The organism is Ramlibacter sp. AN1015, assembly GCF_037726105.1.
In the GTDB taxonomy this organism is placed as follows: Bacteria; Pseudomonadota; Gammaproteobacteria; order Burkholderiales; family Burkholderiaceae_C; genus Ramlibacter.
Genome location: NZ_JBBJUM010000001.1, coordinates 558,668 through 573,379, shown reverse-complemented (window position 1 = coordinate 573,379; position 14,712 = coordinate 558,668). Strand labels below are relative to the sequence as shown.

Genomic DNA, 14,712 nt, shown 5'->3' with positions numbered 1-14,712 from the left:
GCAGGGCGCAGGCAACCGTTTGCGCTTTGTTCGGATCATCTGGTCAACGCGAGCGCGCCAGGATGTGCTGAGTTGCGCGAAGCCGTACTCCGCCGCGGTAAGCGCTCCAAAGTGCAGCTGGCAGACGCGGCAGACCGGGCAAACGAACATAGGGGTATAGCTCAATTGGCAGAGCGTCGGTCTCCAAAACCGAAGGTTGTAGGTTCGATTCCTACTGCCCCTGCCACCTAGGTGGCCCCGGTCCTCCTCGCATGCGAGGGACCGAAAAAACGCAACCCGCCGCAAGGCGGGTTAGCGCCTTTCGAAGGCGCCCCGAATTCGAAGCAGGAAATCCGCCTTCATGGCCTCTTCTCAAGTTGAAACCGTCAGCTCCGGCGCCGAAAAGGCCAAGCTCGGGGTTGCCGCCCTGCTGGTCGTCGCCGGCCTGGCGTGCTTCTACCTCCTGGGGCGGCAGGGGCCGCTCGTCCAGTGGGGCGCGCTGGTCCTTGCGATCATCGCTGCCGCCGGGGTGTTTTTCACCGCCGAAGCGGGCAAGCAACTCGGAGCTTTTGCCCACGACTCCACGCGCGAAGTCAAGAAGGTGGTGTGGCCCTCCCGCAAGGAATCCTTGCAGGTCACCGCCTACGTGTTTGCCTTCGTGGTGGTCATGGCCTTGTTCCTGTGGCTTACGGACAAGACGATCGAATGGGTCTTCTACGACCTGATCCTGCGCTGGAGATAAGGCATGAGCGAAATGGAAACGACCCCGACCGGCACACCGGACGCCGCTGCGGCCAAACCCGTGAACCCGGACCTGCGCTGGTATGTCGTGCACGCGTACTCGGGCATGGAGAAGGCGGTCGAGCGGAACATCCGCGAGCGGATCGCCCGTGCCGGAATGCAGGACATGTTCGGCGAGATCCTCGTGCCCACCGAGGAAGTGGTCGAGATCAAGAACGGCCAGAAGCGCACGTCCGAGCGCCGCTTCTATCCGGGCTATGTGCTGGTGCAGATGGTGATGAACGACGACACCTGGCACCTGGTCAAGCACACGAACAAGGTCACCGGCTTTGTCGGCGGCGCCAAGAACCGTCCCGCGCCGATCTCCGAGGACGAGGTGGCCAAGATCCTGGGCCAGATGGAAGAGGGCGTGGAGAAGCCCCGACACAAGGTCGAGTTTGTGGTGGGTGAATACGTGCGCGTCAAGGAAGGACCGTTCACCGACTTCAACGGCACCGTCGAGGAAGTCAACTACGAGAAAAGCAAGGTGCGCGTGTCGGTCACGATTTTCGGTCGTGCCACACCGGTCGAGCTGGAGTTCAGCCAGGTCGAGAAGGCCTGACGACGAGACGTCGCCCGCGCTCCTCGACTCGGCGCGGTGCGGATGCAAGACAACGGAGTCGCAAACCCCGGGGAGCCTTGGCCGCGTGCCGAGGCGTTATTACCCGCAAGGAGTAAATCACCATGGCGAAGAAAATCGTCGGTTTTGTCAAGCTGCAAGTGCCGGCTGGCAAGGCCAACCCGTCGCCCCCGATCGGCCCTGCCCTCGGACAGCGCGGCCTGAACATCATGGAGTTCTGCAAGGCGTTCAACGCCCAGACCCAGGGCGTCGAGCCCGGTCTGCCGCTGCCGGTGGTCATCACCGCCTACGCGGACAAGAGCTTCACCTTCATCATCAAGACGCCCCCGGCCACGACTCTGATCAAGAAGTCGATCAAGCTGGACAAGGGCTCGGCCAAGCCGCACAGCGACAAGGTCGGCAAGATCACCCGGGCGCAGCTCGAGGAAATCGCCAAGACCAAGATGAAGGACATGACCGCCGCCGACCTGGATGCCGCCGTGCGCACCATCGCCGGTTCGGCCCGCTCGATGGGCGTCACCGTGGAGGGTGTGTAAATGGCTAAGCTGACCAAGAAGCAAAAGGCCCAGCAGGGCAAGGTCGACAGCAACAAGCTGTACTCGCTCGGCGACGCGCTGAGCATCGTCAAGGAATGCGCGACGGCCAAGTTCGATGAATCCATCGACGTGGCGGTGCAGCTCGGCGTCGATGCCAAGAAGTCCGATCAGGTGGTGCGTGGCGCCGTCGTCATGCCCAACGGGCTGGGCAAGACCAAGCGCGTCGCTGTGTTCGCCCAAGGCCCGAAGGCCGAGGAAGCCAAGGCCGCCGGCGCCGACGTCGTCGGCATGGACGACCTTGCCGCGCGCGTCAAGGCGGGTGACATGCCCTTCGACGTGGTCATCGCCGCGCCGGACGCCATGCGCGTGGTCGGAACGCTGGGTCAGATCCTCGGCCCGCGTGGACTGATGCCCAACCCGAAGGTCGGCACCGTGACCCCCGACGTCGCCACGGCCGTGAAGAACGCCAAGGCCGGTCAGGTCCAGTTCCGCGTCGACAAGGCCGGCATCGTGCACGCCACCATCGGCCGCCGTTCGTTCGAAGCCGACAAGCTGCAGGGCAACCTGGCGGCGCTGGTCGAGGCTCTGAACAAGGCCAAACCGGCGACGAGCAAGGGCATCTACCTGCGCAAGCTGGCGGTCTCGTCGACCATGGGTGTGGGCGTCCGCGTGGACACCCAGACCCTCTCGGCGGCCTGACCGCAACGCAAGCGAATTCTCGCCATCCCCTCGGGGGTGGCGGGCGTGGTGGGCTGCCGCAACCGTCCGCGGAAGCGGCAGGCCATCCGAGACCGTTGGTGCACGCCTGGCGTGCTTAATCGCTCTTCGAGCTGCCAACGCAGATGGCGATCCCGCTGAAGATGGAATTGAGTGAACCGCAATTTCTGAAAACAGTTGGTCGCTGCAAGAAAGGCGTGTCCCAGGCGCAAGCCCAAGGGCACATTTTGAAGGAGTAGACCTTGAGTCTGAATCGCAGTGAGAAGCAAGCGGTCGTCGAAGAGGTGACCGGGCTCGCCGCTCAAGCTCAAACGCTGGTGATGGCGGAATACCGCGGCATCACGGTCGCCGACATGACGAAATTGCGCAACGAGGCGCGCAGCAAGGGCGTGACCCTGAGTGTTCTCAAGAACACCCTGGCTCGCCGTGCTGTCGCCGGAAGCGCGTTCGAACTCGTCGCCGACCAGATGACGGGCCCGCTGATCTACGGCTTCTCAGTGGACGCAGTCGCCGCCGCCAAGGTGGTGGCCGATTTCGCGAAGACCAACGACAAGCTGGTCATCCGCGGCGGCGCTTACGGCGGCAAGGCCCTGGATGTCGAAGGCGTGAAGCAGCTGGCGAGCGTTCCCTCCAAGGAAGTCCTGCTGGCGCAGCTGTGTGGCCTGTTGATGTCCCCGGTGTCCCGCACCGCCGTCGTGCTCAGCGCACTCGCAGCCAAGCGCAGCGAAGGCGCTGCAGAAGCGGCGGCCCCGGCGGAAGCCGCACCCGCCGCCTGAGCGCACAAGCAACCCAACCAACTTATTTAGGAAATCAAATGGCATTCGACAAAGACGCATTCCTCACGGCCCTGGACAGCATGTCCGTGATGGAACTCAACGACCTGGTCAAGGCGATCGAAGAGAAGTTCGGCGTGAGCGCCGCGGCGATGGCTGCTCCCGCTGCTGGTGGTGGCGGTGCCGCTGCCCCGGCCGCTGAAGAGAAGACCGAGTTCACCGTGCAGCTGCTGGAAGCCGGCGCCAACAAGGTGTCGGTCATCAAGGCCGTGCGCGAACTGACCGGCCTGGGCCTGAAAGAAGCCAAGGACCTGGTGGACGGCGCGCCCAAGGCCGTCAAGGAAGGCATCGCCAAGGCCGACGCCGAAGCAGCCAAGAAGAAGCTGGAAGAAGCCGGCGCCAAGGTCGAACTCAAGTAAGCGACGTTCCGGGCACCTGCGCGATCCGATCTTCGATCCTGCGGCGTGTGCCCCACTGCGGTGGGGCCTTGCTCGCGGGACCGGTGGCCGCATCGTTGCGCCCAGACGGCGATTTGCCGGTGGCTGGGGGCTTGAAAAAGCCTCCAGCCATTGGTGCCTCTAGGGAGGCACGAAGAACGCACTCGAAAAGACTGGTCCAATACGCGGTTCCCCAGTTTTTTCGAGTGTCTTCTGACCCCGACTGCAGAAGACGCCTTGGTTCGGGCGATGTGCAATGCATCGCCGTCCGCCATGGTTGGTAGTGGCCAACCCACCAAGCCAGTCGAGCCCTCTCGCCCAGGGGCGCTCGACGCGACAGTTGCGCAAGAGCTCAATAGCCCGGAGATCTCATGGCCTATTCCTATACCGAACGCAAGCGCATCCGCAAGAGCTTCGGCAGCCGCGAAAGCGTGCTGGAAGTCCCGTACCTGCTGCAGATGCAGAAGGACGCCTACACCGCCTTCCTGCAGGCCGACGTCGCGCCACAGAAACGCACCATCGAAGGCCTCCAGGCCGCCTTCGACGCCGCCTTCCCGATCGTCTCCCACAACGGTTTCGTGGAGATGAAGTTCATCGAATACAACCTGGCCAAGCCCGCCTTCGACGTGCGCGAGTGCCAGACCCGCGGACTCACCTTCGCTTCGGCCGTGCGCGCACGCGTGCAGCTGATCATCTACGACCGCGAATCCTCCACCTCCCAATCCAAGGTGGTCAAGGAGGTCAAGGAGCAGGAGGTCTACATGGGCGAAGTGCCGCTCATGACGGACAAGGGCTCCTTCATCATCAACGGGACCGAGCGCGTGATCGTGTCGCAGCTGCACCGCTCGCCCGGCGTGTTCTTCGAGCACGACAAGGGCAAGACCCATAGCTCGGGCAAGCTGCTGTTCTCGGCGCGGATCATTCCCTACCGTGGCTCCTGGCTCGACTTCGAATTCGACCCCAAGGACGTCCTTTATTTCCGTGTCGATCGTCGCCGCAAGATGCCCGTGACGATCCTGCTCAAGGCCATCGGCCTGACGCCCGAGTCGATCCTGGCGAACTTCTTCGTCAACGACAACTTCCGCCTGATGGACAGCGGCGCCCAGATGGAGTTCGTCGCCGAGCGGCTGCGCGGCGAAGTGGCACGCTTCGACATTACCGACAAGTCGGGCAAGGTGGTCGTGGCCAAGGACAAGCGCATCACCGTGCGCCACACCCGCGAGCTCGAGCAGTCCGGCACCACCCACATCAGCGTGCCCGAGGACTTCCTCATCGGTCGAGTGGTCGCGCGCAATATCGTGGACCAGGACACCGGCGAGATCATCGCCAAGGCCAACGACGAGCTCACCGAGGCGCTGCTCAAGAAGCTGCGCACGGCGAATGTGCAGGACCTGCAGGTCATCTACACCAACGAGCTCGACCAGGGCCCCTACATCAGCCAGACCCTGCGCAGCGACGAGACGGTGGACGAGTTCGCCGCGCGCGTGGCCATCTACCGCATGATGCGCCCCGGCGAGCCCCCCACCGAGGACGCGGTGCAGGCCCTGTTCCAGCGCCTGTTCTACAACCCCGACACCTACGACCTGTCGCGCGTGGGCCGCATGAAGTTCAACGCCAAGGTCGGCCGCGACGAGAGCACAGGCCCGATGGTCCTGACCAACGAGGACATCCTCGCCGTGGTCAAGATCCTGGTGGACCTGCGCAACGGTCGCGGCGAAGTCGATGACATCGATCACCTGGGCAACCGCCGCGTGCGCTGCGTCGGCGAGCTGGCCGAGAACCAGTACCGCACCGGCCTCGCCCGCATCGAGAAGGCCGTCAAGGAGCGCCTGGGCCAGGCCGAGCAAGAGCCGCTGATGCCGCACGACCTGATCAACTCCAAGCCGATTTCCGCGGCGCTCAAGGAGTTCTTCGGCGCCTCGCAGCTGTCGCAGTTCATGGACCAGACCAACCCGCTGTCGGAGATCACGCACAAGCGCCGCGTTTCCGCCCTCGGCCCGGGCGGACTGACGCGCGAGCGCGCCGGCTTCGAAGTGCGCGACGTGCACGTCACGCACTACGGCCGTGTCTGCCCGATCGAGACGCCGGAAGGCCCGAACATCGGCCTGATCAACTCGCTGGCCCTGTACGCACGCCTGAACGAGTACGGATTCATCGAGACGCCGTACCGCCGCGTGGCGGACGGCAAGGTCACCATGGAGATCGATTACCTGTCGGCCATCGAGGAAGGCAAGTACGTGATCGCCCAGGCCAACGCGGTGCTGGACGCAGAGGGCCGCCTGACCGGCGACCTGGTGTCCGCGCGTGAACGCGGCGAATCGATCCTGGTCAGCGCCGACCGCATCCAGTACATGGACGTGTCGCCGGCGCAGATCGTGTCGGTCGCCGCTTCGCTCGTGCCCTTCCTGGAGCACGACGACGCCAACCGCGCGCTGATGGGCGCCAACATGCAGCGCCAGGCCGTGCCCACGCTGCGCCCTGAAAAGGCTTTCGTCGGCACCGGCATCGAACGTGTCTCGGCCGTCGATTCCGGCACGGTGGTCACCGCCAACCGCGGCGGGATCGTCGATTACGTCGATGCCACCCGCGTGGTCGTGCGGGTCAACGACGAGGAAGCGCAGGCCGGCGAAGTCGGCGTGGACATCTACAACCTCATCAAATACCAGCGTTCCAACCAGAACACGAACATCCACCAGCGTCCGATCGTCCAGCGCGGCGACAAGATCGGCAAGGGCGACGTCATTGCCGACGGCGCCTCGACCGACCTGGGCGAACTGGCTCTGGGCCAGAACATGCTGGTCGCGTTCATGCCCTGGAACGGCTACAACTTCGAAGACTCGATCCTGATCAGCGAGCGCGTGGTTGCCGACGACCGCTACACCTCGATCCACATCGAAGAGCTGGTGGTGATGGCCCGGGACACCAAGCTGGGCGCCGAGGAAATCACCCGCGACATCCCGAACCTGTCCGAGCAGCAGCTCAATCGCCTGGACGAGTCCGGCATCATCTACGTGGGCGCCGAAGTCATGCCGGGCGACACGCTGGTGGGCAAGGTCACGCCCAAGGGCGAGACGACGCTCACGCCCGAAGAAAAGCTGCTGCGCGCGATCTTCGGCGAGAAGGCCTCCGACGTGAAGGACACCTCGCTGCGCGTCGATCAAGGCTCGCAGGGCACCGTCATCGACGTGCAGGTCTTCACCCGTGAAGGCATTCAGCGCGACAAGCGCGCCCAGCAGATCATCGACGACGAGCTCAAGCGCTTCCGGCTCGACCTGAACGACCAGCTGCGCATCGTCGAGGCCGACGCATTCGACCGGATCGAGAAGCTGCTGACCGGCCGTGTCGCCAACGGTGGTCCGCAGAAGCTCGCCAAGGGCACGAAGATCGACAAGGCGTACATGTCCTCGATCGAGAAGTACCACTGGTTCGACATCCGCCCGGCCGAGGACGACGTCGCTGCCCAGCTCGAGTCCATCAAGAACTCGATCGAGCAGCAGCGCCACTCCTTCGACCTCGCGTTCGAGGAAAAGCGCAAGAAGCTCACGCAGGGCGACGAGCTGCCGGCGGGCGTGCTCAAGATGGTCAAGGTCTACCTGGCCGTCAAGCGCCGCCTGCAGCCCGGCGACAAGATGGCCGGACGCCACGGCAACAAGGGCGTGGTGTCCAAGATCGTTCCGGTCGAGGACATGCCCTACATGGCCGACGGCACGCCGTGCGACATCGTGCTGAACCCGCTGGGCGTGCCTTCGCGCATGAACGTGGGCCAGGTCCTCGAAGTGCACCTGGGCTGGGCCGGCAAGGGCATCGGTCAGCGCATCGGTGACCTGTTGCAGCAGCAGGCCGCCGCGGCCGAGGTGCGGCAGTTCCTCGAGCAGGTCTACAACCAGGCCGGCCGCCGCGAAGACCTCGCCGCGCTGAGCGACCAGGACGTGCTGTCGATGGCCGGCGAGCTCGCCAAGGGCGTGCCATTCGCGACGCCGGTGTTCGATGGTGCCGCCGAGAAGGACATCCGCGCGATGCTGCACCTGGCCTATCCGGACGACATCGCCAAGACCAAGGGCCTGACCGACACCCGCACCCAGGCGCACCTGTTCGACGGCCGCACCGGCGACCAGTTCGACCGTCCGGTGACCGTGGGCTACATGCACGTGCTCAAGCTGCACCACCTGGTGGACGACAAGATGCACGCGCGTTCTACCGGCCCCTACAGCCTGGTCACGCAGCAGCCGCTGGGCGGCAAGGCGCAGTTCGGCGGCCAGCGTTTCGGCGAGATGGAGGTCTGGGCGCTGGAAGCCTATGGCGCGTCCTACACGCTGCAGGAAATGCTTACCGTGAAGTCCGACGACGTCCAGGGCCGCACCAAGGTGTACGAGTCCATCGTCAAGGGCGAACACGCCATCGAGGCCGGCATGCCGGAATCCTTCAACGTGCTCGTGAAGGAAATCCGCTCGCTCGGCATCGACATGGAACTGGAACGCTCTTGATGGCCCACCCTCGAAGCGCCTTCGGCGCCTGCCCCTCGAGGGGGCGCAGCCAGCGGCCCGGCAGAGCCGGTTCCGCGGCTGCCCCGAACGTTCCGGTTGGTGCCCAGTATGGCGCCGTCAACGAATAAAGAAGGGAAAGAGTTCATGAAATCGCTACTCGACCTGTTCAAGCAGTTCACGCCGGACGAGCATTTCGATGCCATCCGCATCGGCATGGCTTCGCCCGAGAAGATCCGTTCCTGGTCTTTCGGCGAGGTGAAGAAGCCCGAGACCATCAACTACCGCACCTTCAAGCCCGAGCGCGACGGTCTCTTCTGCGCCAAGATCTTCGGCCCCATCAAGGACTACGAGTGCCTGTGCGGCAAGTACAAGCGCCTGAAGCATCGCGGCGTGATCTGCGAGAAGTGCGGCGTCGAAGTGACCCAGACCAAGGTGCGCCGCGAGCGCATGGGCCACATCGACCTGGCCGCGCCTTGCGCGCACATCTGGTTCCTGAAGTCGCTGCCGTCGCGCCTGGGCCTCGTGCTCGACATGACGCTGCGCGACATCGAGCGCGTGCTGTACTTCGAGGCCTATGTCATCACCGACCCCGGCATGACCCCGCTGAAGAAGTTCGGGATCATGTCCGAGGACGACTACGACGCCAAGCGCAAGGAGCACGGGGATGAATTCGTCGCCAAGATGGGCGCCGAAGGCATCAAGGACCTGCTCATGGGTATCGACCTCGACATCGAGATCGAGAAGCTCCGCGGCGACCTGACCGGCTCCGAAGTCAAGGTCAAGAAGAATGCCAAGCGCCTGAAGGTGCTCGAGGCCTTCAAGAAGTCCGGCATCAAGCCCGAGTGGATGGTGATGGACGTGCTGCCCGTGCTGCCGCCCGACCTGCGTCCGCTGGTGCCCCTGGACGGCGGCCGCTTCGCGACCTCCGACCTGAACGACCTGTACCGCCGCGTCATCAACCGCAACAGCCGCCTGCGCCGCCTGCTCGAACTCAAGGCGCCGGAGATCATCGCGCGCAACGAGAAGCGCATGCTCCAGGAAGCGGTCGACAGCCTGCTGGACAACGGCCGCCGCGGCAAGGCCATGACCGGCGCCAACAAGCGCGCGCTCAAGTCGCTGGCCGACATGATCAAGGGCAAGAGCGGCCGCTTCCGCCAGAACCTGCTGGGCAAGCGCGTCGATTACTCGGGCCGGTCGGTCATCACCGTGGGCCCGACGCTCAAGCTGCACCAGTGCGGTCTGCCCAAGCTGATGGCGCTCGAGCTGTTCAAGCCCTTCATCTTCTCGCGCCTGGAGGCGATGGGCATCGCCACCACCATCAAGGCCGCCAAGAAAGAGGTCGAGGCCGGCACGCCCGTGGTGTGGGACATCCTGGAGGAGGTGATCAAGGAGCACCCCGTCCTGCTGAACCGCGCTCCGACGCTGCACCGCCTGGGCATCCAGGCCTTCGAGCCGATCCTGATCGAAGGCAAGGCGATCCAGCTGCACCCGCTGGTGTGCGCGGCCTTCAACGCCGACTTCGACGGCGACCAGATGGCCGTCCACGTGCCGCTGTCGGTCGAGGCGCAGATGGAAGCCCGCACGCTGATGCTGGCCTCCAACAACGTGCTGTTCCCGGCCAACGGCGAGCCCTCCATCGTGCCTTCGCAGGACGTGGTGCTGGGCCTGTACTACACCACCCGCGAGCGCATCAACGCCAAGGGTGAGGGCATGGTGTTCGCGGACGTCGGCGAGGTGCAGCGCGCGCTGGACGCGGGCGTGGTCGAACTCACCGCCCGCATCGCCGTGCGCCTGACCGAATGGACCGCCGACAAGGACACGGGCGAATTCACCGCCTCGACCTCGCTGGTCGACACCACCGTCGGACGCGCGCTGCTGTCGGAGATCCTGCCCAAGGGGCTGCCGTTCTCCAACATCAACAAGGCGCTGAAGAAGAAGGAGATCAGCAAGCTGATCAACGTCTCCTTCCGCCGATGCGGCCTCAAGGAGACCGTGGTCTTCGCCGACAAGCTGCTGCAGAACGGCTTCCGCCTGGCCACCAAGGCCGGCATCTCGATCGCCATCGACGACATGCTGGTGCCGCCGCAGAAGGCGGACATCATCGGGCGTGCCGAGGCCGAGGTGAAGGAGATCGAGCAGCAGTACGTCTCGGGCCTCGTGACCTCCGGTGAGCGCTACAACAAGGTGGTGGACATCTGGGGCAAGGCCGGCGACGAAGTCTCCAAGGTCATGATGGCCCAGCTCGCCAAGCAGAAGACGCAGGACCGCCACGGCAACGAAGTGGACCAGGAGTCGTTCAACTCCATCTACATGATGGCCGACTCCGGCGCCCGCGGCTCGGCCGCGCAGATCCGCCAGCTGGCGGGCATGCGGGGTTTGATGGCCAAGCCGGACGGCTCGATCATCGAGACGCCCATCACGGCCAACTTCCGCGAAGGCCTGAACGTGCTGCAGTACTTCATCTCCACGCACGGCGCGCGCAAGGGCCTGGCCGACACGGCGCTGAAGACCGCGAACTCGGGCTACCTCACGCGCCGCCTCGTCGATGTGACGCAGGACCTGGTCGTGACCGAAGACGATTGCGGCACCTCCGAGGGCTCGCTCATGCGCGCCATCGTCGAGGGCGGTGAAGTCATCGAGTCGCTGCGCGACCGCATCCTGGGCCGCGTCGCGGCCGAGGAAGTGCTGCACCCCGAGAACCGCGCCGTCATCGTGCCGGCCGGCCAGATGCTCGACGAGGACACCATCGAGACGCTCGAGGCGGCCGGAGTCGACGAGGTGAAGGTGCGCACGGCGCTGACCTGCGCCACCCGCTTCGGCCTGTGTGCGCGCTGCTATGGCCGCGACCTCGGCCGCGGGGGCCTGGTCAACGTCGGTGAAGCCGTCGGCGTCATTGCCGCCCAGTCGATCGGCGAGCCCGGCACGCAGCTGACCATGCGCACGTTCCACATCGGTGGTGCGGCCTCGCGTGCGGCCATCGCCTCCAGCGTCGAAGCCAAGTCCAATGGCGTGATCGGCTTCAACAGCACGATGCGCTACGTGAGCAACAGCCGCGGCGAACTGGTGGTGATTGCCCGCTCCGGCGAGGTCGTGATCCACGACGAACACGGTCGCGAGCGCGAGCGCCACAAGGTGCCGTACGGTGCCACGTTGACGGTGAAGGCCGATCAGTCGGTCAAGGCCGGCACGGTGCTGGCCAACTGGGATCCGCTGACCCGACCCATCATCACGGAGTTCGCCGGCACGGTGAAATTCGAGAACGTGGAAGAGGGCCTCACGGTGGCCAAGCAGGTCGATGAAGTGACCGGCCTGTCCACCCTGGTGGTGATCGATCCGAAGCGCCGCGGCTCGGCCAAGGTGGTTCGCCCGCAGGTCAAGCTGATCGACGCCTCGGGCAACGAGGTGAAGATTCCCGGCACCGACCACTCCGTGACCATCGGCTTCCAGGTCGGCGCCCTGATCCAGGTGCGCGACGGCCAGGAAGTCGTCGGCGGCGAAGTGCTCGCCCGCATCCCGGTCGAAGGCCAGAAGACCCGCGACATCACGGGCGGTCTGCCCCGCGTTGCCGAGCTCTTCGAAGCCCGCTCGCCCAAGGACAAGGGCGTGCTGGCCGAGATGACCGGAACCGTGTCCTTCGGCAAGGAGACCAAGGGCAAGATCCGCCTGCAGATCACCGACCCCGAAGGCGGCGTGCACGAAGAGCTCGTGCCCAAGGAAAAGAACATCCTGGTGCACGAGGGCCAGGTGGTCAACAAGGGCGAGAGCGTGGTCGATGGACCGGCCGATCCGCAGGACATCCTGCGCCTGCTGGGCATGGAAGAACTTGCGCGCTACATCGTCGATGAGGTGCAGGACGTCTACCGCCTCCAGGGCGTGAAGATCAACGACAAGCACATCGAGGTGATCGTTCGCCAGATGTTGCGCCGCGTCGTGGTCGAGAACCCGGGCGAGTCCAGCTACATCGCGGGCGAGCAGGTCGAGCGTTCCGAGATGCTCGACACCAACGACGCGCTGCGTGCCGAGGGCAAGATTCCCTCGACCTACAGCAACTTGCTGCTGGGCATCACCAAGGCCTCGCTGTCGACCGACTCGTTCATCTCCGCAGCCTCCTTCCAGGAGACCACGCGGGTGCTGACCGAAGCGGCGATCATGGGCAAGCGTGATGAACTGCGCGGCCTGAAGGAAAACGTCATCGTCGGCCGCCTGATCCCCGCGGGCACCGGCATGGCCTACCACCAGGCGCGCAAGGCAAAGGACGCGATGGACGAGGCCGAGCGACGCGCCATCGCCGAAGCCGAGGCCACCGAGCTGGCCGCCATCGCCGAAGGCGAGGGCGCGCCCCTGCCCGAAACCAGCGAAGGCAGTTCGGCCGAATAAGCGCCCTGGCGCCATCCCTGCGCGCCCCGCGCCGGCTTGCCGGCGCGGGGCCTTTTTCTTTTCCGGCCGCAGCGGGAGGGGGCGTGCCGCGGCGTTGGTAAGCTCTCGCTCCCTATGACGCAATCCCTGCTCACCTGGAGCGCTGTCGCCGTGCTGCTGTTCTGGTCCGTGGGCGCCTACAACCGCCTGGTGCGACTGCGCGCCGACGTGAACGCTGCCTTCGCGCAGGTCGATGCGCAGTTGCAGCAGGAAGTGCAGTTGGTGGAATCGCTGCTCGCCTCCGATCGGCAGCCGCCCGATTCGCTGTTCCCCGGACAAGGCCAGCCATCGTTCTGGGGCGGGCTGCACGGCGCAGCCCTGCAGCTTGCCGCCACGCTGGCGCAGGTTCGCGCACGGCCGCTGGACGCGCAGCGGGTGGACGCGCTGGCCGCGGCCAACGGCGTGCTGCGCATGGCGTGGGAGCGCGTGGAGCGCGAGGACGCACACGATCTGGCGGGGCCGCGCCTGCCGCACAGCCTCGCGACGACCCGCGACCAGCTCGTCACGCAGGCCAGCGCCGCCGTCGAGCAATTCAATCAGGCCGTAGCGCGCTATAACGCAGCCGTTGCGCAGTTCCCCGCGGCGCTGCTGGCCTGGATCTTCGGCTTCAAGCCGGGGCATGCGTTATGAACGCGGGTGCGCAGGGCGCCAGCGCGCCAGCTGCAGGCGTGCCGCTGTGGCGTCAGCTGCAAGCCGCGGCGGGCGTGGTGCAGGCGGTGCGGCAGGGGACATCGGCAACTCCCGCCCTGGCGGCGGTGCCGGCCGAGCTGCGGTCGGCGGCGCAGGCGCTGGCGTTCCAGGCACTGCGTCACCTTGGCCGCGCCGAGGCCCTGCGCGCGCAACTCGCCCGTCGCACCCCCCCGCCTTCGGCCGACGCGCTGCTGTGCACTGCGCTCGCGCTCGGCTGGGACGAGGCGCTCGCGCCCTACGAGCCGTTCACGCTGGTCGATCAGGCGGTCGAAGCTGCCAAGCGCGAGCGCCGAACGGCGTCGCAGGCCAGCTTCGTGAATGCATGCCTGCGCCGGTTCCTGCGCGAGCGCGATGCGCTCGTGGCCGCCACCGACAGCCAGCCGGTCGCCCGCTGGAACCACCGCGGCTGGTGGATCCAGCGCCTGCAGCACGACCATCCCGGGCACTGGGCAGAGGTGCTGCAGGCGAACAATGCGCAGGCGCCCATGGTGCTGCGCGCCAACGTGCTGCAAGGCAGTACCGCCGCTGCTCTGGAGCTGCTGCTGCAGGCCGGAATCGAGGCCGAGCGCATCGGCGAACAGGCGATCCGCCTCGCGCGGGCGCGGCCCGTGCACGAGCTGCCGCAGTGGGATCGCGGCCGCTTTTCCGTGCAGGACGCGGCTGCCCAGCTCGCCGCGCCGCTGCTGTTGCGAGGCCTGGAGCTGCCTGGCGGTGCGGCGCCCGCCCGCCCGCGCATCCTCGACGCCTGCGCCGCGCCTGGCGGCAAGACGGCGCACCTGCTCGAGCTCTGTCCGCAGGCTGAAGTGGTCGCCCTCGACATCGATCCGGTGCGCTGCGAGCGCATCACGCAGACCCTGGCGCGCCTGGGGATGCAGGCGCGGGTGGTGGCCGCCGACGCCGCCCGGCCTGCCGACTGGTGGGACGGGCTCGCCTTCGACGCCGTCTTGCTGGATGCGCCCTGCACGGCCTCGGGCATCGTGCGCCGCCACCCCGACGTGCGGTGGCTGCGCCGCGCCGCCGACCTCGACACGCTCGCACGCCAGCAGGCCCGCCTGCTGGACGCCTTGTGGCCGCTGGTGCGGCCGGGCGGGCGCCTGCTTTACTGCACCTGCTCCGTGTTCCGCGCCGAAGGCGAGGACCGCATGCGAACGTTTGTTGCGCACAACACCGACGCTTTTTTGCTGCCCGCGCCCGGGCATTTGCTCCCCCGCGCGCAGGCGTGGGGTACAGGCGTCCCGGACAATCTGCCCAGTGACCACGACGGCTTCTTCTACGCACTGCTGCACAAGCGTTCGTCGGCACACCCCGTGGCTTGACCGG

10 protein-coding genes and 1 tRNA gene are annotated in these 14,712 nt (G+C 66.1%); all 11 read left to right on the top strand.

Annotation, left to right across the window (positions count from 1 at the left end; translation table 11 throughout):
* Positions 1-150: 150 nt before the first annotated feature.
* The 11 genes from WG922_RS02740 (at position 151) to rsmB (ending at position 14,708) form a co-directional block, all read left to right on the top strand.
* A tRNA-Trp gene (locus WG922_RS02740) sits at positions 151-226 on the top strand.
* A 114-nt stretch (positions 227-340) separates the two neighbouring features.
* Positions 341-721 carry a preprotein translocase subunit SecE gene (secE, locus tag WG922_RS02735; RefSeq protein WP_340280459.1) on the top strand — a complete coding sequence of 127 codons (381 nt, stop codon included), beginning with the start codon at positions 341-343 and terminating at the stop codon, positions 719-721.
* A 12-nt stretch (positions 722-733) separates the two neighbouring features.
* The gene (nusG, locus tag WG922_RS02730) at positions 734-1,321 is read left to right on the top strand and encodes a transcription termination/antitermination protein NusG (protein WP_445322780.1); all 588 of its coding nucleotides are present in this window, start codon (positions 734-736) and stop codon (positions 1,319-1,321) included.
* A 122-nt stretch (positions 1,322-1,443) separates the two neighbouring features.
* Positions 1,444-1,875: a 50S ribosomal protein L11 gene (gene rplK / locus WG922_RS02725; RefSeq protein ID WP_340280453.1), complete on the top strand. Its 432-nt coding sequence runs from the start codon at positions 1,444-1,446 to the stop codon at positions 1,873-1,875.
* Positions 1,876-2,574 (top strand): 50S ribosomal protein L1, encoded by a 699-nt coding sequence (gene rplA, locus WG922_RS02720; RefSeq protein ID WP_340280451.1) that lies wholly within the window; start codon positions 1,876-1,878, stop codon positions 2,572-2,574.
* A gap of 260 nt (positions 2,575-2,834) precedes the next feature.
* Positions 2,835-3,368, top strand: coding sequence for a 50S ribosomal protein L10 (gene rplJ, locus WG922_RS02715; protein ID WP_340280450.1), 534 nt, complete (start codon positions 2,835-2,837; stop codon positions 3,366-3,368).
* 38 nt (positions 3,369-3,406) lie between these two features.
* Positions 3,407-3,784 (top strand): 50S ribosomal protein L7/L12, encoded by a 378-nt coding sequence (gene rplL / locus WG922_RS02710; protein WP_340280449.1) that lies wholly within the window; start codon positions 3,407-3,409, stop codon positions 3,782-3,784.
* A gap of 389 nt (positions 3,785-4,173) precedes the next feature.
* Complete coding sequence (gene rpoB / locus WG922_RS02705; protein ID WP_340280447.1) at positions 4,174-8,286, top strand: DNA-directed RNA polymerase subunit beta; 4,113 nt, start codon at positions 4,174-4,176, stop codon at positions 8,284-8,286.
* A gap of 144 nt (positions 8,287-8,430) precedes the next feature.
* Positions 8,431-12,663, top strand: coding sequence for a DNA-directed RNA polymerase subunit beta' (rpoC, locus tag WG922_RS02700; RefSeq protein ID WP_340280445.1), 4,233 nt, complete (start codon positions 8,431-8,433; stop codon positions 12,661-12,663).
* A gap of 114 nt (positions 12,664-12,777) precedes the next feature.
* Positions 12,778-13,332 carry a LemA family protein gene (locus WG922_RS02695; protein WP_340280444.1) on the top strand — a complete coding sequence of 185 codons (555 nt, stop codon included), beginning with the start codon at positions 12,778-12,780 and terminating at the stop codon, positions 13,330-13,332.
* Entirely contained in the window at positions 13,329-14,708 is a 1,380-nt protein-coding gene (gene rsmB / locus WG922_RS02690) for a 16S rRNA (cytosine(967)-C(5))-methyltransferase RsmB (RefSeq protein ID WP_340280443.1), read from the top strand. The genes WG922_RS02695 and rsmB overlap by 4 nt, the downstream gene beginning before the upstream one ends.
* Positions 14,709-14,712 lie beyond the last annotated feature (4 nt).

Excerpts from the sequence above, each read along its gene's own strand:
- nusG (WP_445322780.1), top strand. The coding sequence starts at position 734 with ATGGAAACGACCCCGACCGGCACACCGGACGCCGCTGCGGCCAAACCC.
- rplL (WP_340280449.1), top strand. The coding sequence starts at position 3,407 with ATGGCATTCGACAAAGACGCATTCCTCACGGCCCTGGACAGCATGTCC.
- rplK (WP_340280453.1), top strand. The coding sequence starts at position 1,444 with ATGGCGAAGAAAATCGTCGGTTTTGTCAAGCTGCAAGTGCCGGCTGGC.
- WG922_RS02695 (WP_340280444.1), top strand. The coding sequence starts at position 12,778 with ATGACGCAATCCCTGCTCACCTGGAGCGCTGTCGCCGTGCTGCTGTTC.
- secE (WP_340280459.1), top strand. The coding sequence starts at position 341 with ATGGCCTCTTCTCAAGTTGAAACCGTCAGCTCCGGCGCCGAAAAGGCC.
- rpoB (WP_340280447.1), top strand. The coding sequence starts at position 4,174 with ATGGCCTATTCCTATACCGAACGCAAGCGCATCCGCAAGAGCTTCGGC.
- rpoC (WP_340280445.1), top strand. The coding sequence starts at position 8,431 with ATGAAATCGCTACTCGACCTGTTCAAGCAGTTCACGCCGGACGAGCAT.
- rsmB (WP_340280443.1), top strand. The coding sequence starts at position 13,329 with ATGAACGCGGGTGCGCAGGGCGCCAGCGCGCCAGCTGCAGGCGTGCCG.
- rplA (WP_340280451.1), top strand. The coding sequence starts at position 1,876 with ATGGCTAAGCTGACCAAGAAGCAAAAGGCCCAGCAGGGCAAGGTCGAC.